The organism is Pseudomonas sp. MPR-R2A5 (genome assembly GCF_058793055.1).
The window spans coordinates 17,065-39,989 of record NZ_JBXAFK010000061.1 but is presented as its reverse complement, the minus strand read 5'-3'; the positions used below and the strand labels follow the sequence as shown (position 1 = coordinate 39,989).

Annotated in this window: 18 protein-coding genes and 1 pseudogene; 12 read left to right on the top strand and 7 right to left on the bottom strand. The window is 60.5% G+C overall.

Annotated elements, in window-relative coordinates; genetic code table 11:
- Window positions 1–230: 230 nt before the first annotated feature.
- Window positions 231–455, bottom strand: a complete 225-nt coding sequence (locus AC1Q6I_RS30675) for a YgdI/YgdR family lipoprotein (protein WP_024075578.1) — start codon at window positions 453–455, stop codon at window positions 231–233.
- 187 nt (window positions 456–642) lie between these two features.
- On the opposite strand from AC1Q6I_RS30675, the gene AC1Q6I_RS30670 reads away from it, so the two are divergent.
- Window positions 643–2,292, top strand: coding sequence for a VRR-NUC domain-containing protein (locus AC1Q6I_RS30670; protein WP_102625619.1), 1,650 nt, complete (start codon window positions 643–645; stop codon window positions 2,290–2,292).
- Window positions 2,289–4,541, top strand: coding sequence for an ATP-dependent DNA helicase (locus tag AC1Q6I_RS30665; protein ID WP_102625620.1), 2,253 nt, complete (start codon window positions 2,289–2,291; stop codon window positions 4,539–4,541). Before AC1Q6I_RS30670 ends, AC1Q6I_RS30665 begins: the two co-directional genes overlap by 4 nt.
- A gap of 139 nt (window positions 4,542–4,680) precedes the next feature.
- Here AC1Q6I_RS30665 and AC1Q6I_RS30660 read toward each other — a convergent pair whose 3' ends face one another.
- Window positions 4,681–6,192 (bottom strand): hypothetical protein, encoded by a 1,512-nt coding sequence (locus tag AC1Q6I_RS30660; RefSeq protein WP_069076135.1) that lies wholly within the window; start codon window positions 6,190–6,192, stop codon window positions 4,681–4,683.
- A 268-nt stretch (window positions 6,193–6,460) separates the two neighbouring features.
- Here AC1Q6I_RS30660 and AC1Q6I_RS30655 point away from each other — a divergent pair, with 268 nt between their 5' ends.
- Window positions 6,461–9,373 (top strand): hypothetical protein, encoded by a 2,913-nt coding sequence (locus AC1Q6I_RS30655; protein ID WP_102625621.1) that lies wholly within the window; start codon window positions 6,461–6,463, stop codon window positions 9,371–9,373.
- 319 nt (window positions 9,374–9,692) lie between these two features.
- Here the strand turns inward: AC1Q6I_RS30655 and AC1Q6I_RS30650 are convergent, their stop codons facing one another.
- Both AC1Q6I_RS30650 and AC1Q6I_RS30645 read right to left on the bottom strand, forming a co-directional pair.
- Window positions 9,693–10,643: an alpha-E domain-containing protein gene (locus AC1Q6I_RS30650; protein ID WP_065941447.1), complete on the bottom strand. Its 951-nt coding sequence runs from the start codon at window positions 10,641–10,643 to the stop codon at window positions 9,693–9,695.
- A 2-nt stretch (window positions 10,644–10,645) separates the two neighbouring features.
- The gene (locus AC1Q6I_RS30645; RefSeq protein ID WP_024075570.1) at window positions 10,646–12,055 is read right to left on the bottom strand and encodes a circularly permuted type 2 ATP-grasp protein; all 1,410 of its coding nucleotides are present in this window, start codon (window positions 12,053–12,055) and stop codon (window positions 10,646–10,648) included.
- Window positions 12,056–12,733: 678 nt separating this feature from the next.
- Between AC1Q6I_RS30645 and AC1Q6I_RS30640 the strand changes: the two genes are divergently transcribed.
- The 8 genes from AC1Q6I_RS30640 to AC1Q6I_RS30605 all read left to right on the top strand — a co-directional run bounded on the left by AC1Q6I_RS30640 (window position 12,734) and on the right by AC1Q6I_RS30605 (window position 19,260).
- Entirely contained in the window at window positions 12,734–13,279 is a 546-nt protein-coding gene (locus AC1Q6I_RS30640; RefSeq protein WP_024075569.1) for a hypothetical protein, read from the top strand.
- Between the two features lie 71 nt (window positions 13,280–13,350).
- Window positions 13,351–13,563 (top strand): hypothetical protein, encoded by a 213-nt coding sequence (locus AC1Q6I_RS30635; protein ID WP_024075568.1) that lies wholly within the window; start codon window positions 13,351–13,353, stop codon window positions 13,561–13,563.
- An 11-nt stretch (window positions 13,564–13,574) separates the two neighbouring features.
- Window positions 13,575–13,715: a hypothetical protein gene (locus tag AC1Q6I_RS30630; protein WP_173903843.1), complete on the top strand. Its 141-nt coding sequence runs from the start codon at window positions 13,575–13,577 to the stop codon at window positions 13,713–13,715.
- A 268-nt stretch (window positions 13,716–13,983) separates the two neighbouring features.
- A complete protein-coding gene (locus tag AC1Q6I_RS30625) occupies window positions 13,984–15,978 on the top strand; it encodes an aminotransferase class I/II-fold pyridoxal phosphate-dependent enzyme (RefSeq protein ID WP_102625735.1) in 1,995 nt (664 codons plus the stop codon).
- 37 nt (window positions 15,979–16,015) lie between these two features.
- Window positions 16,016–16,855 carry a transporter substrate-binding domain-containing protein gene (locus tag AC1Q6I_RS30620; RefSeq protein WP_081329285.1) on the top strand — a complete coding sequence of 280 codons (840 nt, stop codon included), beginning with the start codon at window positions 16,016–16,018 and terminating at the stop codon, window positions 16,853–16,855.
- Entirely contained in the window at window positions 16,855–17,559 is a 705-nt protein-coding gene (locus tag AC1Q6I_RS30615; protein ID WP_024075564.1) for an ABC transporter permease, read from the top strand. Before AC1Q6I_RS30620 ends, AC1Q6I_RS30615 begins: the two co-directional genes overlap by 1 nt.
- A gap of 7 nt (window positions 17,560–17,566) precedes the next feature.
- Window positions 17,567–18,265: an ABC transporter permease gene (locus AC1Q6I_RS30610; protein ID WP_024075563.1), complete on the top strand. Its 699-nt coding sequence runs from the start codon at window positions 17,567–17,569 to the stop codon at window positions 18,263–18,265.
- Window positions 18,262–19,260 (top strand): DMT family transporter, encoded by a 999-nt coding sequence (locus AC1Q6I_RS30605; protein WP_102625734.1) that lies wholly within the window; start codon window positions 18,262–18,264, stop codon window positions 19,258–19,260. The genes AC1Q6I_RS30610 and AC1Q6I_RS30605 overlap by 4 nt, the downstream gene beginning before the upstream one ends.
- Here the strand turns inward: AC1Q6I_RS30605 and AC1Q6I_RS30600 are convergent.
- Window positions 19,216–19,755 (bottom strand): annotated as a pseudogene (locus AC1Q6I_RS30600) (TetR/AcrR family transcriptional regulator); the annotation flags it as partial. The gene AC1Q6I_RS30605 and the pseudogene AC1Q6I_RS30600 sit on opposite strands and share 45 nt — an antisense overlap.
- Window positions 19,756–20,292: 537 nt before the next feature.
- Here AC1Q6I_RS30600 and AC1Q6I_RS30595 point away from each other — a divergent pair.
- Complete coding sequence (locus AC1Q6I_RS30595; RefSeq protein ID WP_024075560.1) at window positions 20,293–21,291, top strand: M14 family metallopeptidase; 999 nt, start codon at window positions 20,293–20,295, stop codon at window positions 21,289–21,291.
- 71 nt (window positions 21,292–21,362) lie between these two features.
- On the opposite strand, the gene AC1Q6I_RS30590 is transcribed toward AC1Q6I_RS30595, so the two are convergent.
- Both AC1Q6I_RS30590 and fnr read right to left on the bottom strand, forming a co-directional pair.
- Window positions 21,363–21,929: a GNAT family N-acetyltransferase gene (locus AC1Q6I_RS30590; protein WP_069077408.1), complete on the bottom strand. Its 567-nt coding sequence runs from the start codon at window positions 21,927–21,929 to the stop codon at window positions 21,363–21,365.
- A 99-nt stretch (window positions 21,930–22,028) separates the two neighbouring features.
- Window positions 22,029–22,778, bottom strand: a complete 750-nt coding sequence (gene fnr, locus AC1Q6I_RS30585) for a fumarate/nitrate reduction transcriptional regulator Fnr (RefSeq protein WP_069076118.1) — start codon at window positions 22,776–22,778, stop codon at window positions 22,029–22,031.
- Window positions 22,779–22,925: the final 147 nt, after the last annotated feature.

The following is a 22,925-nucleotide window of genomic DNA, read 5'->3' as shown; positions in this document are numbered from 1 at the left end:
GCTTCGCGCCCCAACGCGGGGCAAGCCCGCTCGCCACAACAAGCCCGCTCGCCACAACAAGCCCGCTCGCCACAACAGGCCTGCTCACCACACAAGCCTGCTCAGCACAACAAACCTGCTTGCCACAACAAACCTGCTCAGCACAGCAGGCCCACTCGCCACAGGGCGGCCAGTTTGCTGTGCGACAGCGCTAAGGACCTCCCATATTTGATCAGTGTTGGCGCTGGAAATCAGTCTTCCTTGCGCACCGTTGCCACATCGTCGGCCTTGACGCGGATGTGCTTGCCGGCAATATCGGTGAACTCATAAAACCCGTCGGCGGTCTTGGTTTTTGGAATGTCCTTGGTCAAATACTGCGTGCCATTTTGCAGCGTCACTACGGTTTGCGTCGCGCAACCGGCCAATACCAGAAAAGTGAGTGCAACCAGTGGCAGACTCAAATTCTTCATGTTCATAACCCTTACCTTAACCCTGAAAAAGTCCCGCGCCTGTGGCTGCGAGCAATAAATGGTACGCCATCAACTTCTCCATCTGATCACTTTTATACAAAAAGTTGCGTGGGCCATTTATCTATTACCGATTGCAACAACGCGTTTGCGACGGCACTCTGTATGCATAACCAGTATTTGATCACTGCGCGCCATGGCCAATCCCCTCGACGATCCCCTGTATTACCTGCATAACTTCCGCCAAGTGCTGGATTGGCTGGGGCATCGCTACGCCGATTTACTCGACACGGATGAACAGCATTTCATTCAGCAATTTGACAGGTTGCCCCAGGCGTCCCAGGCGTTGTTGGTGCGCATGGTGATGCGCAAGGGTGTGCATTTTCGCGCGGGCAAGCTCACCTACCAGGAGATCGGCTGCCCCCATGCCGCTGTACGCCCCTTGCTGGAACTGGGTTGGGTCGACGACCAGTGCCCGCTGGCCTTCCACGAGTTGTTTGCGTTGCTGCAAAAAAGCGAAATGCTCGCGGTGTTCCAGGCGTGGATCGACCAGCCCAAAGGCAACAAGGCCGACTGGCTTGAACCCCTGGCGGCGCAATTCACCGAAAGCCGCAGCTTCGCCCACTGGTGCCCCGAGTTGGCCGACAGGCTGTACAGCCTGACCGTGATGGACCTGTGTGACCGCCTGCGCCTGATGTTCTTCGGCAACCTGCACCAGGACTGGTCGGAGTTCGTGCTGGCGGACCTGGGCATCTACACCTATGAGAAGGTCGAGTTCTGCGCCGAGTCCCGTGGTTTGCGCACGCGCGACGATGTGCTCGGTTTTCTGTTCCTGCACCAGTGCCAACAGGCATTTGAAGCCGGCGAGGCGCTGGACACGCTACTGGCGCAGGTCGCCACGCTGCACACCGACAACCCTTGGCTGCAAAAGCGCCGGGCCAAATTGCTGTTCCAGGTCGGCCAGTATTGCGAACGCAATGCCGAGTTGGCCCTGGCCGAGCAGATCTACCGCGCGTGTGCCTACCCCGGCGCACGCGCGCGACTGATCCGCGTGCTGGAGCGCCAGGAGGCTTATGCTCAAGCGCTGGCGCTGGCCTGCGCCGCCCAACAGGCGCCGGAAAGTGCCGCCGAACAGCAACACCTGTTGCGCGTCTTGCCGCGCCTGCAACGTAAGCTGGGGCAACCGCGCTTGCCCAAGGCCAAGCCGCGCGACGTCCCGCGCCTGGACCTGGCACTGGCCCCGCCGGAGCCCTTGATGTCGGTGGAGTACTGCGTCCAGGCGCACCTGAGCGAACCCGATGCACCCGTGCATTACGTCGAGAACGGCCTGATCAATTCACTGTTCGGCCTGTTGTGCTGGGACGCGATCTTCGCACCGTTGCCGGGGGCGTTTTTCCACCCGTTCCAGCGCGGGCCGGCGGACCTGCACAGCGAGGATTTCCATTCACGGCGTGCGCCACTGTTTGCGGCTGCCTTCGCGCAATTGCAGGATGAGCGCTACAAGGCAACCATTCGCCAGCGCTACGTGGACAAGTGGGGGATCCAGTCGCCGTTCGTGTTCTGGAACCTGCTCAGCGAGGCATTGCTCGAACAGGCCCTGGCCTGCTTACCCGCCGAACACCTGCGGCACTGGTTCGAGCGGCTGCTGCTGGATATCCGCGCCAACCGTGCGGGGATGCCGGACCTGATCCAGTTCTGGCCCGCTGAAAAAACCTACCGCATGATCGAAGTCAAAGGCCCCGGCGACCGCTTGCAAGACAACCAGCTGCGTTGGCTGGAGTTCTGTGGCCAATACCAGATGCCGGTCACGGTTTGCTACGTGCGCTGGGCGGAGCCAACCCCTTGAGCTACAGCGTGGCCGTGCGGGCGCTGTGTGAGTTCACCGCCAAGGTCGGCGACCTGGACCTGCGTTTCACCCCCTCGCCCAGCGCCCAGGAAGGCATTGCCGGGCACCGCACCGTTGCCGCGCGGCGCAGTGCGCACTACCAGAGCGAAGTGGCGCTGGAGGGCGAATACCAGCAGCTCAAGGTGCGGGGCAGGGCGGACGGCTACGACCCGGACAACAACCGCCTGGAAGAGGTGAAGACCTATCGCGGCGACCTCGACGCCCAGCCCGCCAACCATCGGCAACTGCATTGGGCCCAGGCCAAAGTCTACGGCTGGTTGATGTGCCAGAAGCTCGGGTTGACGCAGATCGACCTGGCGCTGGTGTATTTCGACATCGTCGGCGAGGGTGAGACCCTGCTCAATCAACGCTTCCAGGCGGCGGACCTGGAAGCGTTCTTCAACCAGCAATGCGCGCGGTTCCTGGAGTGGGCCCAGCAGGAAATGCAGCATCGCGAAGCGCGCAACCACGCCGCACACACCCTCGGGTTCCCCCATGCCGACTTCCGCCCTGGCCAACGAGTCTTGGCGGAGTCGGTGTACAAGGCCGTCAGCACGGGCCGCTGCCTGATGGCCCAGGCGCCCACCGGTATCGGCAAGACGGTGGGCACGATCTTCCCGCTGCTCAAGGCCCTGGCGCCGCAGCAGTTGGACAAGGTGTTTTTCCTCACCGCCAAGACCCCCGGCCGCAAACTTGCCCTGGATGCGGCCAAGGTGCTGCACGCCAGCAGCGATTTGCCCCTGCGCGTCCTTGAACTGGTCGCGCGGGACAAAGCCTGCGAACACCTGGACAAAGCCTGCCACGGCGATTCGTGCCCGCTGGCCAAGGGGTTTTACGATCGCCTGCCCGCCGCCCGTGAGGCGGCATCAAGCGTGCGTCTGCTGGACCAGCGCAACCTGCGCGAAGTCGCCCTGGCCCACCATGTATGTCCGTATTACTTGAGCCAGGAAATGGCGCGCTGGGCCGACCTGGTCGTGGCCGACTACAACTACTATTTCGACTTCGGCGCCATGCTGTTCGGCCTCGCCCAGCTCAACCAATGGCGCGCGGCGGTGCTGGTGGATGAAGCCCACAACCTGGTGGAACGCGCCCGCTCGATGTACAGCGCAAGCCTCAGCCAGTTCAGCCTCCAGGCCCTACGCGACAGCGCCCCCGAGCCACTGAAGAAACCCCTGCAGCGCCTGAACCGTGAGTGGAATGCGTTGCACAAGGAACAGGTCGCACCGTACCAGGCCTATGCGACCCGGCCCGACAAACTGCTCCAGGCCCTGAGCCTGTGCATCAGCGCCATGGGCGACCACTTCAATGACCACCCCGAATCCCTGGCGGGCGAGCTGCAAGCCTTCTACTTCGAAGCGCTGCAATTTGCCAAAGTGGCGGAGCTGTTCAACGAGCACTTTATCTTCGACATCAGCAAGCATTCGCTCGGCGGCAAACGCAGCCGCTCGACCTTGTGCCTGCGCAATGTGGTGCCCGCCGAATTCATTCGGCCGCGCTTGACGGCCGCACGCAGCAGCGTGCTGTTTTCCGCCACGCTCAGCCCACGCCACTACTACGCCGACCTGCTGGGCCTGCCGGCAGACACGGCGTGGGTCGATGTGGAATCACCGTTCAAGGCCGAGCAGTTGCGGGTGCGCATTGTCGATGAAATCTCCACTCGGTTCGTGCATCGCCAAGCCTCGCTGGAACCCATCGTCGATTTGATCGCGAGCCAGTTCGCGCAACAACCGGGGAACTACCTGGCGTTTTTTTCGAGCTTTGATTACCTGCAACAAGTGGCTCAGTTACTGGCGCAACGGCACCCGGCGATTGCCCTGTGGCTGCAGGCGCGAGGCATGGCCGAAGCTGAACGCCAGGCCTTTCTCGACCAGTTCACCCAACACAGCCAAGGCATCGGGTTTGCGGTGCTGGGGGGAGCGTTTGGCGAAGGCATCGACTTGCCCGGCAGCCGTTTGATCGGCGCCTTTATTGCCACCCTGGGGCTGCCGCAGCTGAACCCGGTCAACGAGCAGATGAAGCTCAGGATGGGCGCGATTTTCGGTGCGGGTTACGACTACACCTACCTGTACCCCGGCATTCAAAAAGTCGTGCAGGCGGCGGGCAGGGTGATCCGCAGCGAACACGACCGGGGCGTGGTGATGCTGATCGATGATCGGTTTGGCCAACCCCAGGTGCGCCAGTTATTGCCGCGCTGGTGGGCGTTCGTATAGGACGGCGGTCTCTACCCCGCTCAGAGGATAGAGACGCGCGCCCGCATAACTGACCGACGCGTCCGGGACAGGATCCTTGCCCCAGAGCCAGGGGAATGTACCGTCAGTTGAACCGCCGACCGCACCGATTGACCGTCATTCAACTGATGGTCAACACCCGCCGAAGGGATTCGTTCAGGTTCACCGCGCGTGCGCGGGTGAACCCCGTCGCCAATATCACGTAATAAAACTCAGGACGGTAGCCTTTGAATTGCTGCAACTGCTCGCGGTAAATCAGGCGTTTGACGGGAGCGCCCGCAGGCCAGGAGAGCCCGACCTCTTTTGTTTCGATATGCAGGATCACATCGTTCAATGACCGCACATAACGCAAGATCACGGCAATCTGGTCGGTCGCCTGGCGCCACGCATAATAGGGGATGGACACAATCACATGCGCCGGGTCATCCGCGATGTGATCGTTGGGGTAGCCCTCTACGGAGGGCGCTTCCAGCCGGGCAATGTACCCGCGGACTTCGGCGGTGTTTTTCTTGGAGTAGACCTCGAAAGGGGGGACGGACTTCCTCAAGACAAAACTGACTTCTATGTGGCCCTCGGCGGCGGCGCGCACGTCAACGTAATCGATGAAGGTCGAATGCACTCGTCCGGGCCTGGTGATAGGGACAAACTTGTGGATGACCTTCACCCCACCTTTGGGAGGATAGATACGAATCATGACATCGTATATTTCATCTTTCAGGCCGACATTGGCCGGGGTGTGCATTTGCAGCTCCACCGGTTTTTCATCCACCAGTTCCAAATCGATATAGCCAACTGGGCCAGCGTCTGAAAAAACCGGACCATCAGGTGCATTCGCGTCCAGGTCGACCGACACGCGAATGGTGGCTGACCCTGGTGTAGAAATGTTGCCCACCAGGTCAATGACCTCAAGCCACACAGCCATATTGGGACTGTCGCCGGCGTCGACAAGGTGCTGGTAGGTCACATCGATCACGGTCGGCTGGAGGGGGCCAGCCGCTGTCTGGCTGATGATGACGTTCCCCCAGTGGAGAATGACGGTGTCCTTCGGGTGGTGATTAGGGTAGGGCTGAAGAGTGACCACCACCCCTTTCGTGGCGTTCCCTGGCACGATCACTTTCTCGGACAGACTGACCTTCAGCTCTGAGTGCCCCGGTTCGACTTGATTGTTGTCATCGCCGGCCGGGAGGTCGGTCTTGACCAATGTCAGCAGCGGATAGGACATATCGTAGTCGGCGCCACCCTTATAGTGAACGAGGTAGACCAGGGCATATCGACCGTCCGGCAGGTCTTTTTGCTGGGCGGCAAAGAAGTAACTGTTACGGGTTTCCTCGCCGGGCTCCAGGATCTTTGTACCCAGGATCACCACATTCGTTTCGCCGATCAGATAGCCCACGGTGATGACATCCCCGGGACTCGCGATCCAATTGCGTTGCACCTCGAGGGTCAGGCCGGACTCAAACAACCATGCTGCGATGCCTGCGTCCTCGCCATCGACGTGATCGACCATGCCGGGGACGTAGAGTCGATCCAGATGCTTCGGGTTGTCCTTTTTTTCCAGCGTCAGGGTGTTGTTTTCAGTCGCACTTGGCGCTTCTTCGAGTGCGGCTGCAGGCTGAGTCTTCTTGGTGGGCATGATTGATCTCCTGATAGGCATCAGTGCACGTGATCGCACGTCAAACGGTGCGTTTGCCGTCATCAGATACCGGAATAAATGCATGCGCTACTGTCAGAGTTGACAGGTAGCGACCAATGGTCCTGTCAGCGTCATGGCGGTTTTCGATGAATCGATCAGCGATCATTGACCGCCCGTCGCCACCTGTTAACTCTGACAGTAGGCAAGCCATCGCAGGGGGCGTTTGATGGAGGCAAACCACTCCCGCCCGCTTGCAAGGACTCTCACCATGTCCAAAAAAGATAAGTCGAAAGCTGCTCTCCTGCCTGCCATCGTGGTGCCGCTGACGGAGCCGCCTATCGCCGGGGATATTGACGCTGCCGACGGCGGCATCGGCTTGCGTCACACCGAGTCGGCGCTGGTGGTGTATCTCGTCAATCCCAAAGACGGTGTCAGTGCCGGCAGCATCGCCTCGCTCTACTGGGGGAACCGGAATGTGCCAGTGGCGTCTACGCCCATTCGCGAAGGCGAGGAGAACCTGGACCTTATCCCGCTGACGGTGCCTGCGCACCGGATCGTCGAGTTCTGGGCCAACCCGGTGTTGGGCAAGCTGCGGCGCGCCAGCGGTAATGAAACCTTCACCGAAGAGCGCAAGTACCGGGTCATGCTGACACGCCCCGCAGGGCGCGACCCCGACGACGCGCTCCCCGGGCACCAGGGCCTGTCCTACGTAGTGCCGCCGGAAGTGTTGCTCGATGGTGTCAACGAAACCAGGGCGCTGGCCGGGATCAAGATTCTTATCCACCATTGGCTGCACATGCATGCTTACGACCTGATCATTCTGGCCTGGGGGTCGCAGCAGGTGCTGCATCGGGTCCAGCCTGGGGAGGTGGGGCGCGATATCACCCTGACCGTTGACTACGCCACGATCAGCGCCGCCGGCAACAACCCCCTGACGCGCGTGGCTTACCAGGTCAAGAACGCCGTCGGCACTCTGCCGGATGAATGGGCGCGCTGGTCGGCGGTATCGCTGATCGATGTGCATCTGCACCAGGTGCGGCCAGAGGCGCCGTGGCTGGCGTTCCCCGACACTGACAGGGTGGTCGACCTGGCCGAACTGGGCGGTTGGGACGTGGAAATCGAAACCTGGGTGACTAACGCGGAAGCCGCCGCCTATGACTACGTAAGCTTGATCTGGGCCGGTGTCGACAGTGAGGGCAACCCGTTCCCCCATACGCCGATCAAACCGTTGAACAGAGCGGGGGTGCATTCCTTCGAGGTCCCCAACGCGCTGGTCGTCGCCATTGCCGATGGGACCGTCAGCGTGCATATGCTGTTCCAGAAAGGCGTGGTGGAGCAGCCCTCGGAAAAACTCTACCTCGAGATCGTCGGCAAGGTCGTAAGATGGCCGCCGCCCACGATTGACGAGGATAAGGGCGGCAAGATTGAGCCGAGTAAAGAGGCGACTGTGCGGTTTCCTCTGCAAGGGAGCTGGCCGCCCGATGGTTATCTGGAGGTTATCTTCCTCGTCAGCAGCCCCGATAACACGATCGAGCACCGTGTTGGCCGCGAGGTCGACGATGTGGACCCCACACCGGAAGGCGACATGCTGTTCACGGTGTACCCCGCCGAGCTGCAGCGTTTCGACGGTCACCTGGTGGAAGTGTTTTACGCGCACACACGGCCAGGCGGGCGGCCCCAAGAGTCGCTGCGGCTGAAAATCCTCGTGGGTGAGATTCAACGCACACTGCCTGCGCCGATCATTGAAAAGGTCATTGGAAGCCAGTTGAACCCGGACGATATCGAGGGCTACGCCAAGGTGTTTGCACCGGCCGGCGATACGAAGCGTGGAGACTGGGTGCGCATGTACTGGAACGGCCCGCTTGTCCGCACCAATGTGCCGGTGCAGGTGGCGGTCGATAACAGCACCACCGAGCACGATATCGATGAGTTCTATGTCAATAACAACCTCAATGAAACCGTGGCGGTCTTCTACACCTTGACACGTGGCGACGAGCTGCCGCGTTATTCGCAAGTCACGGAGGTGCTGATCAGCCGCAACCTGGGTGAACTGCTGGCGCCGACATTGCTTGAGGCGCAGATAACCGGCCCCGACACCGCCGACCTGGAGCCGCTGCGAGTGCAGCAGGGCGCCCAGTTGGTGGTGCGTTATGTGGGCATGCGTGACGATGATTGGATCAAGCCTTATATGGCGGGCACGGGCGATGGCGGCTCGCCGGATATTCCGGCCAAGCCGGGTAATCGGGTGTTGCAGGAGGTGGTGTTCGATATTACGCGGGACGCGATTAGAGCCAACATTCGGGACCGTGATACCACGGTGGTTTTCACGTATGCCGTGACCCGGGGTGACGACACGAAGCACTCGGCGAAGCTGACGGTGAAGGTGAAGCCGATACCGCTGTCGGCTTTGCCACAGGTGATCATCAACCGTGTGCCCCATAACGGCCTGCTGGACTTGAACACTATCGTCGGCAACCCCTTGGCCGCCGTGCTCAAGTGGCCATTTATTGCCACCGGACAACGCGTGTGGATAACACTCAACGCCAGCGGACATGAACCGTTGCCGGTATTGACCAATTATCCAATTCTCTCATCGGAGTTGAACGGACTGACGAACAAGCCAGTGTCACGTGATTGGTTGCAAAAAATACCGCCTGATGATCCCATCTCCGTAGAAATGAAGGTGACACTTGATGGCGGTGCTCATGTTGCGAGAGCGGTTAGTTTTGCGCCTACTACTTATAAGGTAAAAAGGGTGCCTGCAGTAGATAGGACTGACTTCAGCAACTATGACTGGAATGAGTGGATCAACGTTGATGAGGATGGAGCTCTTATAAAAGAGGGCGCGAATATATATTGGCGGAGCATACAAGTAGGAGGCGGATTCCCAAGGCTTTCAAAGCGATATAACAAATTCAGCCATATAAGCATGAAGACCATTGAAATATCTTGCGATTATAGACATGAGGTTGGCGCGAACGATACGATTTTTCGGGTGATGATATTTCGCAGTCGCGGTTATTATGAGAGCCCTACATTCCCATATTCACCCACCTGGAGGAATATGAAATTTACCGTAAGTCGCCCTTTAGTTGATGGATTGCTTACTGTGGAAGTCTATATTAAGAACTCCGCAGGAATTTCTACATCCATAGACAATATAGTCGTAACAATACTATAGCGGCGCGCATCGCTTAACAGCGAAACAGCCGGGACGGAATAATTGCGGAATAACCGGAGCAGACTGAGTTAACAAAATAACCGAGTACCTATCCACTGCCTCAAACGGATAGGTACTCGCTGCTTTTAGCCCTGAATGTGTAAAAACGCCTGCCACTCTCTCTCGCTGCCGACTTCAAGCGGAGCAGAGTGTCAAGCTACCAAGATTGATCTCGGCGTAGCACCGCCAATACCGAGCGGATCCTGGTCCAGAATGTAGCTGATGTGTTTACGGTGATTTGCTTAACTGACGCAATCGGGAGCACGCCCCCTCCCACCGTTTACACGACCTCCAGATAAGAACTATGAATCGCCCGCGCCAACTCCCTCACCGTGTCAATGAACTCCGTCAACCGGCTATGCAAACCGTCCTCCAGAATCTCATCGATCCCCGTATACCTCAGCCGCGCCTCGAACTCTGCCGCCAACCGCTGCGCGGTACGCCCATAACTGCCGGGCAGGTCCGCGAGGATATGGCTCAACTCCTCGATACACGCATGCAACGAACGCGGCACGTCACTGCGCAACAGCAGCAACTCTGACACCGAGCGCGCATTCAACGCATTCGGATACAGCTCGGTATACGCTTCGAACGACGACAACGCGCGGAGCAGGGCGCTCCACTGGTAATAACCGCGGGCCGACAAGTCGCTGACTTCTTCCGATTCCTCGCCAAACATCTCATAGCGCGCATCCAGCAGGCGCAAGGTGTTGTCCGCGCGTTCGACAAAGGTACCCAGGCGAATAAACCGGTAGGCGTCATTGCGCATGATGGTGCCGGATGTGGCCCCACGAAACAGGTGCGAACGTTGCTTGACCCAATCGCAGAAGTGGCTGATGCCATGCCGCGCCAGGCCGCCGGCGGCGATGCTGCGCATTTCCAGCCAGGTGGCGTTGAGGTTCTCCCACATGTCGGCGGTGATGCGCCCGCGTACCGCGTGGGCATTGCCACGGGCCGCGCGCAGGCAGTTGTAGATGCTGGCGGGGTTCTCTTCGTCGAGGGCGAAGAAGTGCAGCATGCGCTCGGCATCCAGGGTTTGGTGGCGCTCCAGGTAACTGTCCAGGGTGCCGCTGCTGAGCAACGACATCGCCAGTTCATCCAGGCCATCACTGCGCCCGGCCTGGGGCATCAGCGACAGCGAATAACTGACTTCAAGCATGCGCGCGAGGTTCTCGGCGCGCTCCAGGTAACGGGACATCCAATACAAATCCGCGGCGGTTCTACTCAGCATGGTCAGCCCTCCACCACCCAGGTGTCCTTGGTTCCGCCGCCTTGCGACGAGTTGACGATCAACGAGCCTTCACGCAGGGCCACCCGCGTCAGGCCACCCGGCACCAGGCGCGTTTCCTTGCCGGACAGCACAAAGGGCCGCAGGTCGATATGCCGTGGTGCGATGCCGTTTTCGACAAAAGTGGGGCACGTGGACAGGCTCAGGGTCGGTTGGGCGATATACGCGTGGGGGCGCGCCTTGATGCGTTGGCGGAAGTCCTCGATTTCGGCAGCGGTGGACGCCGGGCCGACCAGCATGCCGTAGCCGCCCGAGCCCTGGGTTTCCTTGACGACCAGTTCGCCCAGGTGGGCCAGCACGTGGGACAGTTCATCTGGCTTGCGGCATTGGAAGGTCGGCACGTTTTGCAGGATGGGCTCTTCATCCAGGTAAAACTTGATCATGGCCGGCACATAGGGATAGATCGATTTATCGTCGGCCACGCCGGTGCCGATGGCGTTGGCCAGCACGACGTTGCCGGCGCAGTAGGCGGCGACCAGGCCGGGCACGCCGAGCATCGAGTCCGGGTTGAACGCCTGCGGATCGAGGAACGCATCGTCGATACGCCGGTAGATCACATCCACCGCCTTGGGCCCGTCAGTGGTGCGCATGAACACCTTGAGGTCGTGCACGAACAGGTCGGCGCCTTCCACCAGTTCCACGCCCATTTCCCGCGCCAGGAACGCATGTTCGAAGAACGCGCTGTTAAAGCGCCCAGGCGTCAGCACCACCACATTGGGGTTGTCCAGGCGGCTGGCGCTTTTCAGGGTCTTGAGGAGCAGGTTGGGGTAGTGGTCCACCGGCGCGATGCGCTGTTTGGCGAACACTTCGGGGAACAGGCGCATCATCATCTTGCGGTCTTCGAGCATGTAGCTCACGCCGCTGGGGGTGCGCAGGTTGTCTTCGAGCACGTAGTAAGTGCCGTCGCCGTCGCGCACCAGGTCCACACCGGAGATATGCGAGTAAATGTCGCGGTGCAGGTCCAGGCCGACCATGGCCTTTTGATAACCCTCGTTGCCCAGCACCTGGTCGGCCGGAATGATCCCGGCCTTGATGATGCGCTGGTCATGGTAGATGTCGGCAAGGAACATGTTCAGCGCCTTGACGCGCTGGATGCAGCCGCGTTCGATCACGCTCCATTCACTGGCGGGGATGCTGCGGGGGATGATGTCGAAGGGAATCAGGCGTTCGGTGTCTTGTTCGTCGCCATACAAGGTGAAGGTGATCCCCGCGCGATGGAACAGTAAATCGGCTTCGCGGCGACGCTGGGCCAGCAATTCCGGCGGCGTATTGGCCAGCCAGCGGGAGAAATCCTGATAGTGCGCACGGCACACGCCGTTTGCGTCATTCATTTCATCGAAGAAAGATCGAGCCATTCCAGTACCTTGTCAGTGCCGAGGACAACCTTGGGTGGCACTGCCGCTTAAAAAACCGCATTTTTTATGAGCCCGTGGCAGAGGGTGCCAACAGGCCTGGTCCTTACTTTCTTATGGGGGTCGGCTCTGGGTCAGGGGGTAACGAATGTTCCTGTATCGGGGCAGATGAATGGATAAAGCAATGCCTGTGCCGGAACGGGCATACCGCGCTGATTTCCCCTGGTGGCAAGCCCTGATGCCAGTCAGTCAAGGAGGCACACTGTAACGGTGGCGAGCGGGCTGGCCCCGCGTTGGGTTGCGCAGCAGCCCTAAAACCTGGCGATTTAATCGGCCTGGATAAATGCGGTGGCCTGATTGGGGCCGCTTCGCGGCCCAACGCGGGGCTAGCCCTAATGCCATTCAGTTAAGCGTACATCGCCTTCTGTAGGAGCGAGGGGGACGCCTAGTTCTTGCTCGCGAAAAACGTCAACGATAACGCGTGTTTCCTGAATGAACGCGGCGCCTGTGAGTTTTTCGCGAGCAAGCTCGCTCCTACAAAAAAGCCTTAACTGAACGGCATTAGGGCTAGCCCGCTCGCCACAAGGGCATGCGGCGCCCTGGATTGGTGCATGAACAAACTTGAACTTCACCCCCACTGCCTTCTTCTAAGGGGGTTCAGCCCCGGCATGGAGCACCGATGTGCCCAGAATCATTTCACCCGACACCCCCGAATCGAGCCTGATCGATCACAGCGAACACAACGCCAAGATCTTCGGCTCGCCCAAGGACCGCCTGGATTTCTACCGCCGCGAGATCCAGTACGAAACCAGCATCCTGGCCAACCGCACCGACGCCTACCTCACCGCGCAATCGTTCCTGGTCATTGCCTTCGTCTCCGGCATGGGCAACCTCAACCCGGAGTGGGGCAAGTTGTTCACCCTGGTGGTGCCGGTGTTCCTGGCTTTCCTCGGCATCCTCAGTTCCCTGAATGCCTGGCCGGGGATCCGTGCCGCGTACGAGATCATCGACCACTGGCACTACAAGCAGAGCGAATTGCTGCGCAGCGAACCGGTGATGGGCATGGCCTACGATGAATCGCCGCTGTTCTCGGAGATGGAGTCCTCCCACAAGGGCTATCGCAAGTCGCTGCTGTTCTCCATGCGCGCGCCATGGCTGTTCATGGTGTTCTGGGTGTTGCTCGGCGCCTACGCCTTTTATATCCAGATCGATAATCCCGTTTCTTAAGGCATTGGAACTTCAGCAACCCGCGCGGGACCTTACCTTGACGCAGGTTGCGTTTTCACCCGAGGTGCCCCATGAGCAAAGACCGCGATCCACACGTCAGCGACCGCAACGACCCCGCCATCGACGGCGGCGAACCAGCCCCAGCCACTGCCGCCGATGCGCCGAAAGACCCCAAGCCCGCCGTCGACCCCAAGGCCAAGGAAAACGACTACAGTCCAGACTTCAAGCCCGAGCGCGAGCCCAAGCCTGAAACCGATGCCGATATCGACACCCAAGGCGGTTAGAGGAGACGGTCATGTCCAAAGAACGCGAAGAAGCAGATGAAGAGGAAGAAGAACTCAATGACCCGGGCAATGAAGACCCAGGGTCGCTGATGGATGATGCCGAAGTGCCGCTGAGCGATGTCGATGAAGCGGAGAATAGGGGGGGACAGTGAGCCCCAAGACTGATCCTGCGCCCTGACACGTCGTTCATACCACACCCGCCGACACCGTCAGGTTCACCGCCACTTCGCTGTGGGGGCCGACCAGCCCATGGCCAGGACGCCACTGGCCGCGGGTCATTCGCGACCCATTTGACCGATAAACGACATCTGCCCAATCCCATCCATTGAACGACTGTTCAGTTTCAACTATGTTGACCGTATCCACCCGTTTGCGGCTCCACGGGTTTGCGCAGTTTCTTCTTGAACGAGAGGCTTTGGCATGCGGTTTTCCCCCTTCGTTGAGCGTATTGCAGGGCAAGGCGTCGCCGCCTGGGATATCCATCACGCCGCCTACCAGGCCGCCAGCCAGGGCGAAGACATCATCATCCTCAGCGTCGGCGACCCCGATTTCGCCACGCCGTCCTTCATCACCGACGCGGCTATCAACGCGCTGCGCCAAGGCGACACTCACTACACGGAAATTCCCGGTCGTCCGGCCCTGCGTGACGCAATCGCCGCACGCTACAGCAAGACCCTGGCGCGGCCCGTTAACGCCCACAACGTGATCAGCGTGGCCGGCGCGCAGAACGCCTTGTTCGTCACCTCGCTGTGCCTGTTGCAGGCGGGGGACGAAGTGCTGGTGCTCGACCCGATGTACGTCACCTACGAGGCCACGCTCAAGGCCAGCGGCGCGACATTGGTGCGGGTGGCGTGTTCACCCGAGTCAGGCTTTCGCCTCGACGCACAACAGCTCGCCGCCGCAGTTACCCCACGCACCCGGGCGTTGTTTTTTTCCAACCCGAACAACCCCACCGGCGTGGTGCTCAACCCGCAGGAACTGCAAGCCATCGCCGACCTGGCCATAGCCCATGACCTGTGGGTGGTGGTCGACGAGGTCTACGAAAGCCTGGTGTTCGAAGGCCAATACCACAGCCTGGCCGCGCTGCCGGGCATGGCCGAGCGTTGCGTGGTGATTGGCAGCTTGTCCAAGTCCCACGCAATGACCGGCTGGCGTATCGGCTGGATCGTCGCCGAGCCCACGCTGATCGCCCACGCGCAAACCCTGGTGCTGAGCATGCTCTATGGTCTGCCCGGCTTCGTGATGGAGGCGGCGACCGCAGCGGTGTTGGCCTTTGATGAAGTCACCGTGGGCATGCGCGACATCTATCGCCGGCGCCGTGACCTGGTGGTGGCGGGCCTCGGCGCGTGCCCGGGGATCGAGGTCCTGACGCCGCAGGCCGGGATGTTCGTACTGGTCGATGTGCGCGGCACGGGCCTCAGTTCGCTGGACTTTGCCTGGCGGCTGTTCCGCGAGGCGGGTGTATCGGTGCTCGACGCCGCAGCATTCGGCGAGCCCGCCCAAGGGTTTGTGCGCCTGTCTTTCACCTTAAGTGAAGAGCGCCTGGCCGAAGCCTGCCGGCGCATCGTGCAGTTTGTCGACAAGCTGGCCGGCGAACCGCGTGTCGCGGCGGCGCCCAGGGTCGAAGTGGTGCAGCCTGCGCAGGCGAAAAAGATGATCGAAGTGATTGACCTGCATAAGCGCTTCGGCAATATCGAAGTGCTCAAGGGTATTTCCCTTACCGCTCGCGAAGGCGAGGTGATCTCGCTGATCGGCGCCAGCGGCTCGGGCAAGAGCACCTTGCTGCGCTGTATCAATATGCTTGAAGTCCCGGACCAGGGCAGCATTCACGTGGACGGTGAAAGCATCAAGCTCAACTATGGCCGCCCCGGTGCGCCGCTGGTGGCCGACGCCCGGCAACTGGTGCGCATCCGCTCGACCCTGGGCATGGTCTTCCAGAACTTCAACCTGTGGCCGCACCGCACGGTGTTGGAGAACCTGATCGAAGCCCCGACCCAGGTACTGCGTGAAAGCCGTGCCGAGGCCATCGAACGCGCCGAAGCCTTGCTCGACCGCGTCGGCCTGGCCGCCAAGCGCAACGAGTACCCGGCGTTTCTCTCCGGTGGCCAGCAGCAACGGGTGGCGATTGCCCGCGCACTGGCCATGCGCCCCAAAGTGATGTTGTTCGACGAACCCACCTCGGCCCTCGACCCGGAGCTGGTGGGCGAAGTGCTGCGCGTTATCCGCTCCCTGGCCGAAGAAGGCCGCACCATGATCCTGGTCACCCATGAAATGGCTTTCGCCCGGGATGTGTCGTCCAAAGTGGCTTTTCTGCATCAAGGCTTGATCGAAGAAGCCGGTTCGCCGGATTCGGTGTTCATCGACCCACGCAGTGAACGTTGCCGACAGTTCGTCAACGCACACCAAACGCGCTAACTCCAAAAAGACGGGGCAAATCATGACTTTCAAACCCATGGCAAGGTGGTTGAGCAGTGCAGTGTTGATGGTGGCCGCAGGTTTTACCCTGGCGGCAGAGAAACCCATCGTGTTTGCGGTCGCGGCCGAACCTTACCCGCCGTTCACCGTAAAAGGCGGCAATGGCCAATGGTCCGGTTTTGAAGTGGACCTGATCCACAAGCTTTGCCAAGGCATGAAAGCCGAGTGCCAGATCCAGGAGGTGGCGTGGGATGGCATCATTCCTTCGCTGTTGGCGAAGAAAATCGACGTGATCTTCTCCTCGATGTCAGTCACCGAGGAGCGCGAAAAGCAAATCGCCTTCAGCCGCGCCTACTACGATTCCCTGCTGGGCGTCGCCGGGCCCAAAGGCAGCGAAGTGGAGATCTCCCCGGCGGGCCTCAAGGGCAAGTTGATCGGTGTGCAGATCTCCACCGTCAGTGCCAACTACCTGAAGAAGTACTACGAAAATATCGCCGACCTGAAGTACTACGACACCCAGGAATCGGCGAATGCCGACCTGATTGCCGGGCGCATCGACTACATGATGGCCGACGACACGGCCATCGCGATGATGGTCAAGACCCCGGAAGCCAGTGGCCTGGCACATATCGCCAGCGTGCCGTACGACCCGATTATCGGGCGGGGTGTCGGCGCCGGGCTACGCAAGGAAGACACCGCGTTGAAAGCGCGCTTGGACAAGGCCATCGGCGAGCTGTTGGTCAGCCAGGACTATGACGACCTGTCCCAGCATTACTTTGGCCTGTCGGTGAGCCCGTGCAAGCGCGGCGATACCCCGGCGTTTGTCAGCAAGACCTGCGACAGCCCGTACCCATCCGTTGCCCAGAAGTCTGAATAATGTTCGACCTTCTCAGTTTCAGCGAACACGGGTGGGGCCAGGCGTTGCTCAAGGGGTTATGGATGACCCTGCAGATCTCCGCGGGGGCCTTTGCCGTGGGCGTGTTGATCGGCCTGCTGGTGGCCTGCGCCAAGCTCAGTGCACCCCGTCCGATTGCCCTGCTGATGCGCGGTTACACCACGGTGTTTCGCGCGGTGCCGGAACTGCTGCTGATCCTGCTGTTGTATTACGCGGGGTCCATGGGCCTGAATGCGCTGATGCTGTGGCTGGGCGGCGCGCAGGTCAATATCAGCGGGCCGTTGGTGGCGATCCTGGTGCTGGGGCTGGTGCAGGGCGCCTATGCCTCGGAGATTTTCCGCGCCGCGATCCTGGCGATTCCCCACGGCCAGATCGAAGCGGCGCGGGCCTTTGGCTTGAGCGGCCTGGGCCTGTTTCGCCGGGTGACGTTACCGATCATGGCCCCGTATGCCTTGGCGGGCATGTCCAACCTCTGGATCAACCTGATCAAGGACAGCGCCTTGATCAGCGTGGTCGGTACCAATGAGTTGCTGTACACCGCCAAGCAGGCGGCGGGCTCGACCCGGCAATACCTGCTGTTCTACCTCACGGCCGCCGCCTTGTATTACCTGGTGACGCTGGCTTCCAACCACCTGTCGGGGCGCCTGGAGCGACGTATTCGTCGCTGGATGCCGAGTGTCGAGTGAGGGCCACATGCCTGAGTGGATAAGTTATTACGCGGGGCTGATCGCCAAGGGCTTGCAGACCAGTTTGTCATTGTTGCTGATCAGCGCGGTGCTGGGGTTTGCCCTGGCGGTGCTGGTGGCGTTGGCGCGGTTGTCGCGGCGCAAGTGGCTGGCGCGCAGTGCATTGGCCTACACCAGTGTGTTGCGCGGTACGCCGCTGCTGATCCAGATCTACATCTTCTACTATGGGCTGGGCAGCCTGTTCGCCCAGTTTCCGGTGATCCGGGGCAGTGTCCTCTGGCCGTTTTTGCGCGACGGCTACTGGTACATCGTGTTCGCCCTGGTGCTCTCGGTGGGCGCCTATGTGGGGGAAGTGATTCGCGGCGGCTTGCTGGCCGTGCCCAAGGGGGAGATGGAAGCGGCCTCGGCGTTTGGCATGACCCCGCGCCAGGCGCTGTGGCGCGTACGTCTGCCCAGGGCGATGCGCCTGCTGTTGCCGACGTTGGCGGGGGAAACGGTGATGTTGCTCAAGTCCACCGCGCTGGCCTCGACCATTGCCGTGGTCGACCTGCTGGGCGCGGCCAACGTGGTGCGCGCGCAGACCTTGCAGATCTACCAGCCGTTGCTGCTGGTGGCCGGGGTCTACCTGTGCCTGACCTTTTTGATTGAAGCGCTGTACGCCATCGCCGAGCGACGCGGTACGCCGCTGCGCAGGGCTGCCGGATGAGCCAGGACCGCTCGCTGCAAGGGATTGCCCTGTGCGCCCTGGCCTACGCGTTCCTGGGGTTGCAGGATGCGGCGATCAAATGGCTGGTGGCTGATTATTCGGTATTCACTATCCTGTTCTGGCGCAGCCTGGTGGTGGTCGCCGCGTGTGTGATCGCCGGGCGCATGGGGCTGTTGCGCCGCGCCTGGTGCTCGCTCAGCCGTAGGCTGTTGATCGTTCGTGGGCTGTTGTCGCTGCTTGCCTGGTTGCTGTACTACACCGCCGCCAGGGACCTGACCCTGGCGGAAATGACCACCCTGTATTTCTCCGCGCCGATCATGGTGACCTTGCTCGCGGCGCTGATCCTCAAGGAACGCGCCAGCCGGGGCCAGTGGGTTTCGTTGATCATCGGCTTTATCGGCGTGGTCATTGCCTGCCGCCCGAGCCACCGGGTCGAGCCGCTGCCGATCGCCCTGACCCTGGCGGCGGCCCTATGCTGGGCGTTCACCTATATCCAACTGCGCCAGGTCGACCTGACCACTTCGGTGCTGGAGCAGATGCTGATCACCAATGTCGTGTTCGTGATCTGTATGGCCGTGACGCTGCCCTGGACCCATACGCCGTCACCGACGCCGGCCTGGCTGGGGATGTTGGCGGCGGGGTGTGTGGGCGGTATCGGCCAGTTCCTGCTGTTTGCCAGTTTCCGTCGTGCTACCGCGACCTTGCTTGCGCCGTTCGAGTACACCGGGCTGGTTTGGGCGTTCCTGCTGTCGAGCCTGATCTGGGGCGCGTCGATGGACGTCTCGCTGATCATCGGCGCGGTACTGATCGCCGTCAGCGGCACCCTGGCCATGCTCAGCGCACGGCGCCCGGTGTCACAGGGCGTGGTTGGCGCCGAATGCGCCGTGACGCAACCCTTGTACCCAGCAGCGGCAGATGTGCAGCCCGTTGGCGGGGCTGAAGGTGCCGGGGTTGAGGCAGCCCTCGAGCCAGAGTCCGTCAAGCATCGCCGATAGACCAATAGCGGCCAGGTGGGTGTCGTGAATCTGCAGGTTTTCGCTGCGCGCCAGATCATCCAGCAATCGCTGGATCAAGCCCAGGTAGGCGCGGTAGCTGTTTTCGTGGGACTGGTTTACGTGGGGTGAATGACGGATCAGGCTCCAGAACACCACCCACACCCCGAGCAGATCGGGGTCCATGACCCGTGGCGAAAACGATGCGCTGAGAAAGGCGTCCAGGCGTGCGGCGGCGCCTTCGACCGCTTCGACTTGCGCCCACAGCGCCGTGGTCAGCTCGTTGGCCAGCTTGTGGTAGGTCTCGGCGATCAGTGCATCGATGCTGCCGAAATGATGATTGAGCAAGCCCACGGAAACCCCGGCCTGCGCCGCGATACGCCGCACCGAAATCCCGGCATGGCCGTCGCGGGCGAGGCAGGTGAGGGTGGCGGCAACCAGCAGGTCGCGGCGTTCATCGGGGTCGGCACGGCGCAGTTTGGGAGGGACGACAGTCATGGAAAGGCCTTTGATCAAACACCGGAGTGTCAAGGTTAGTTGAACGGCCGTTCAATCTCTACCGGTTAAATGATAAGAGGTCCTGCTAAAACTGGCTGTTGTGGTGAGCAGGCTTGTTGTGGCGAGCGGGCTTGCCCTAATGCCGTTCAGTTAAGGCTTTTTTGTAGGAGCGAGCTTGCTCGCGAAGAACTCACAGGCGCCGCGTTGATTCAGGAAACACGCGTTATCGTTGACGTTTTTCGCGAGCAAGCTCGCTCCTACAGAAGGCGATGTACGCTTAACTGAACGGCATTAGGGCTTGCCCCGCGTTGGGCTGCGCAGCAGCCCCATTACAGGCGATGTGTTTTTAACTGATACACCGCGGTGCCTGGTTTTGGGGCTGCTTTGCAGCCCAACGCGGGGCAAGCCCGCTCGCCACAACAAGCCTGCTGGCCACAGACAAGCCCACTGGCCACAACAAGCCCACTGGCCACAGACAAGCCCACAGGCCATAAAAATACGGTCGTTTATTTGTGTTGGATAAGAGGAGGGCAAGGCATGGCAATCGATCTTTCGTGGCAGGTGCCCGGCGACGCTGGCAACCTGCTGTCTATCAACGCCTGGCGCTTCGAAGGCGACGGCAGCGGGCCCCGGGTCCACTTGCAAGCCGGCGTCCACGCCGATGAAATCGCCGGGATGCTGGTGCTGCACCACCTGCTGCCGCGCTTGCAACGCTGTCAGCAGCAAGGCCGCCTGAAGGGCTGCGTGACGCTGGTACCGCAGGCCAACCCGTTCGGCATCGGCCAGTTTCGCCAGGGCAAATTATTGGGGCGTTTTCACGAAGCCAGTGGGCAGAATTTCAACCGCGCATTTGACCACTCCCTGGCCATGGAGCGCCCGGCGAGCAACCTGGCGCAATGGCAAAAGAGCCTGGTGCAACTGGCCGCCGATGCCGACCTGGTGCTGGACCTGCACACCGATGACGAAGCATTGCCCTACCTCTACATCCACCGCAGCTTCTGGCCCGAGCAAGGCCTGGCACTGGCGGCCGCGTTGCAGGTGGACGTGGTGATCGTCTGGGAGGACGGCGGTGATGGCTCCTTTGAAGAAACCCTCATCAACCACGCCGCGCCGCAGTTGGCCGCGACCGTCGAGTTGCGTGGGCAAGCGGATGTCAGCGATGCCCTGGCACAACAGGATGCCGATGGGCTGTGGGCCTGGCTGTGCATCAATGGCGTAGTCGACGAGGTGGCGGCGATCAGCGAATGGCAGGGCGACGCAGTGGACATGGGCTGCATGGAAACCGTCCTCGCCCCTCGCGCCGGTGTGCTGGTGTTCGAAAAAAGCCTGGGTGATCAGGTCGAGGAGGGGGAGCGTTTTGCCAGGATCATCGGGCGCCCTGGTGACCCGGATACGGAGGTAACGCTGCATGCCGCACAAACCGGGCGCCTGGTCACCCGGCATCGCGAACGCCTGGTGGCCCAGGGTGCGGTGGTGGCCAAATTCACCGGCACACGCTTATCCGACAGCTACAGCGGCGGCGTGCTGGACCCTTAGACAACGAATGCCCTCCAACGAGCGTATTGGCAGACGGGGCGGCAAACCGCCCCGTCAGCGGGCCATGCGGTTCAGAGTTCGATGCTGCTGATCACCTGGGTACTGTCATTCGGATCGATCACGCTATGGAATCCCAAGTCATGGATCAGGTCACGCAGCCGGGAGTTGGTGGCCCCGTCGATCGTGTACATGCGTTTGAACCCGTTGGCGCGCGCCGCCTTTATCAGGTGCTGCATCAGGATGTACCCCAGGCCCTGTTGTTGCCAGTTATCGGCCACGGTCACCGCGCATTCGCATTCGTGCTCCTTGGCTTCGGCGTAGCGAGCCACGCCGATTTCGATCAGCTTGCCGTTGTCGTGCACCAGGGCGATAAAGGCCATACGGTGCTGATTATCGACATTCATCAACTGATCCATGAGGCGCTTGCCGGGCTCGTTGATTTCACCCAGGAAGCGCGCGTGCCGCGACTCGGGGGACAGGTTCTTGATGAAATCGTATTCGCGCTCTCGATCGGCGGCGGTCAACGGACGTATCAGCACGTGGCGGCCGTCTTTGAGTTCGTCGATCCAGTGTTCGTGGGGGGCTGCCTCCTTATAGGCGGCATCGGCTTGCCTGTTGTGTTCTGCGAGGGTGGGCATGGCATGACCTCCGAAGGTTGGACGGGATTGAAACAGCGTCTTTTCCATTGGTTTGTACGCCTTTACCGACCGTTAAAGCTGACCTGGATCAGATCAGCATCACTCCGGCCCATGCCGATGACAGCCGGCAATAAACCTCTTGAGTTGCGGCATATCGAGAATGTCGACATTGCGAGCGCTGATATGCACCAGGCCCAGTTTGCGCAGTTGCGCGATACTGCGGCATACCGTCTCCAGGCGCAGGCCCAAGTAAGAGCCGATTTCTTCGCGTCTCATCCGTAATACAAAAGAGCGGGATGAATAACCGCGCGTACTCATGCGCGCCGATAGATTCAATACAAACGCGGCCAGTCGCTCATCGGCATTCATATTGCCCATTTGTAATAACATACTGTGATCACGCACTATTTCGCGGCTCATGATCTTGTTCAAGTTATGTTGCAGCGATGGAATCTGGCTGGCCAGCCGTTCAAGTTGGTGGAAGTGAATCGGACACACTTCGCTGTCTTCCAGGGCCACGGCATGGCAGGCATGCTGCTCGGCGCTGATGGCGTCCAGGCCGAGCATTTCCCCGGCCATCTGGAAGCCGGTGACTTGTTCGCGACCGTCCAGGGAGACAATGCAGGTCTTGAAAAAGCCGGTTCGCACGGCGTAGAGCGAGCGCAGCGGGTCTGCGGTGCGATACAGCGAGGCGCCTTTTTTAACTTTGACCCGTTGGGGAATAAGTGTATCCAGGCGGCTCACTTCGCTATCGTTCAGACCGATGGGTAGACACAACTCTAGAACACTGCAATTGGCGCAAGCTGTCCTTAAATTTTGCGTTTGTACAAGTATTGGTGTCGACTTCATTTTAAAATAAGCCTCTTGCACACTTGCCGGTTGCCTAGATAACACTAAACAACACGTGATGAAAAAAGCTAGGTGCGGACTTATATATTTAGACGGCTGGAGGGTTCCGAATGCCTGGCGTCAGACTGAGGTATCCAAATGAATTGT

Bases quoted from the DNA above. Each gene is read 5' to 3' on its own strand.
- AC1Q6I_RS30675 (WP_024075578.1), bottom strand. From the start codon at position 455: ATGAACATGAAGAATTTGAGTCTGCCACTGGTTGCACTCACTTTTCTG.
- AC1Q6I_RS30670 (WP_102625619.1), top strand. From the start codon at position 643: ATGGCCAATCCCCTCGACGATCCCCTGTATTACCTGCATAACTTCCGC.
- AC1Q6I_RS30660 (WP_069076135.1), bottom strand. From the start codon at position 6,192: ATGCCCACCAAGAAGACTCAGCCTGCAGCCGCACTCGAAGAAGCGCCA.
- AC1Q6I_RS30655 (WP_102625621.1), top strand. From the start codon at position 6,461: ATGTCCAAAAAAGATAAGTCGAAAGCTGCTCTCCTGCCTGCCATCGTG.
- AC1Q6I_RS30650 (WP_065941447.1), bottom strand. From the start codon at position 10,643: ATGCTGAGTAGAACCGCCGCGGATTTGTATTGGATGTCCCGTTACCTG.
- AC1Q6I_RS30645 (WP_024075570.1), bottom strand. From the start codon at position 12,055: ATGGCTCGATCTTTCTTCGATGAAATGAATGACGCAAACGGCGTGTGC.
- AC1Q6I_RS30635 (WP_024075568.1), top strand. From the start codon at position 13,351: ATGAGCAAAGACCGCGATCCACACGTCAGCGACCGCAACGACCCCGCC.
- AC1Q6I_RS30630 (WP_173903843.1), top strand. From the start codon at position 13,575: ATGTCCAAAGAACGCGAAGAAGCAGATGAAGAGGAAGAAGAACTCAAT.
- AC1Q6I_RS30625 (WP_102625735.1), top strand. From the start codon at position 13,984: ATGCGGTTTTCCCCCTTCGTTGAGCGTATTGCAGGGCAAGGCGTCGCC.
- AC1Q6I_RS30620 (WP_081329285.1), top strand. From the start codon at position 16,016: ATGGCAAGGTGGTTGAGCAGTGCAGTGTTGATGGTGGCCGCAGGTTTT.
- AC1Q6I_RS30615 (WP_024075564.1), top strand. From the start codon at position 16,855: ATGTTCGACCTTCTCAGTTTCAGCGAACACGGGTGGGGCCAGGCGTTG.
- AC1Q6I_RS30610 (WP_024075563.1), top strand. From the start codon at position 17,567: ATGCCTGAGTGGATAAGTTATTACGCGGGGCTGATCGCCAAGGGCTTG.
- AC1Q6I_RS30605 (WP_102625734.1), top strand. From the start codon at position 18,262: ATGAGCCAGGACCGCTCGCTGCAAGGGATTGCCCTGTGCGCCCTGGCC.
- AC1Q6I_RS30595 (WP_024075560.1), top strand. From the start codon at position 20,293: ATGGCAATCGATCTTTCGTGGCAGGTGCCCGGCGACGCTGGCAACCTG.
- AC1Q6I_RS30590 (WP_069077408.1), bottom strand. From the start codon at position 21,929: ATGCCCACCCTCGCAGAACACAACAGGCAAGCCGATGCCGCCTATAAG.
- fnr (WP_069076118.1), bottom strand. From the start codon at position 22,778: ATGAAGTCGACACCAATACTTGTACAAACGCAAAATTTAAGGACAGCT.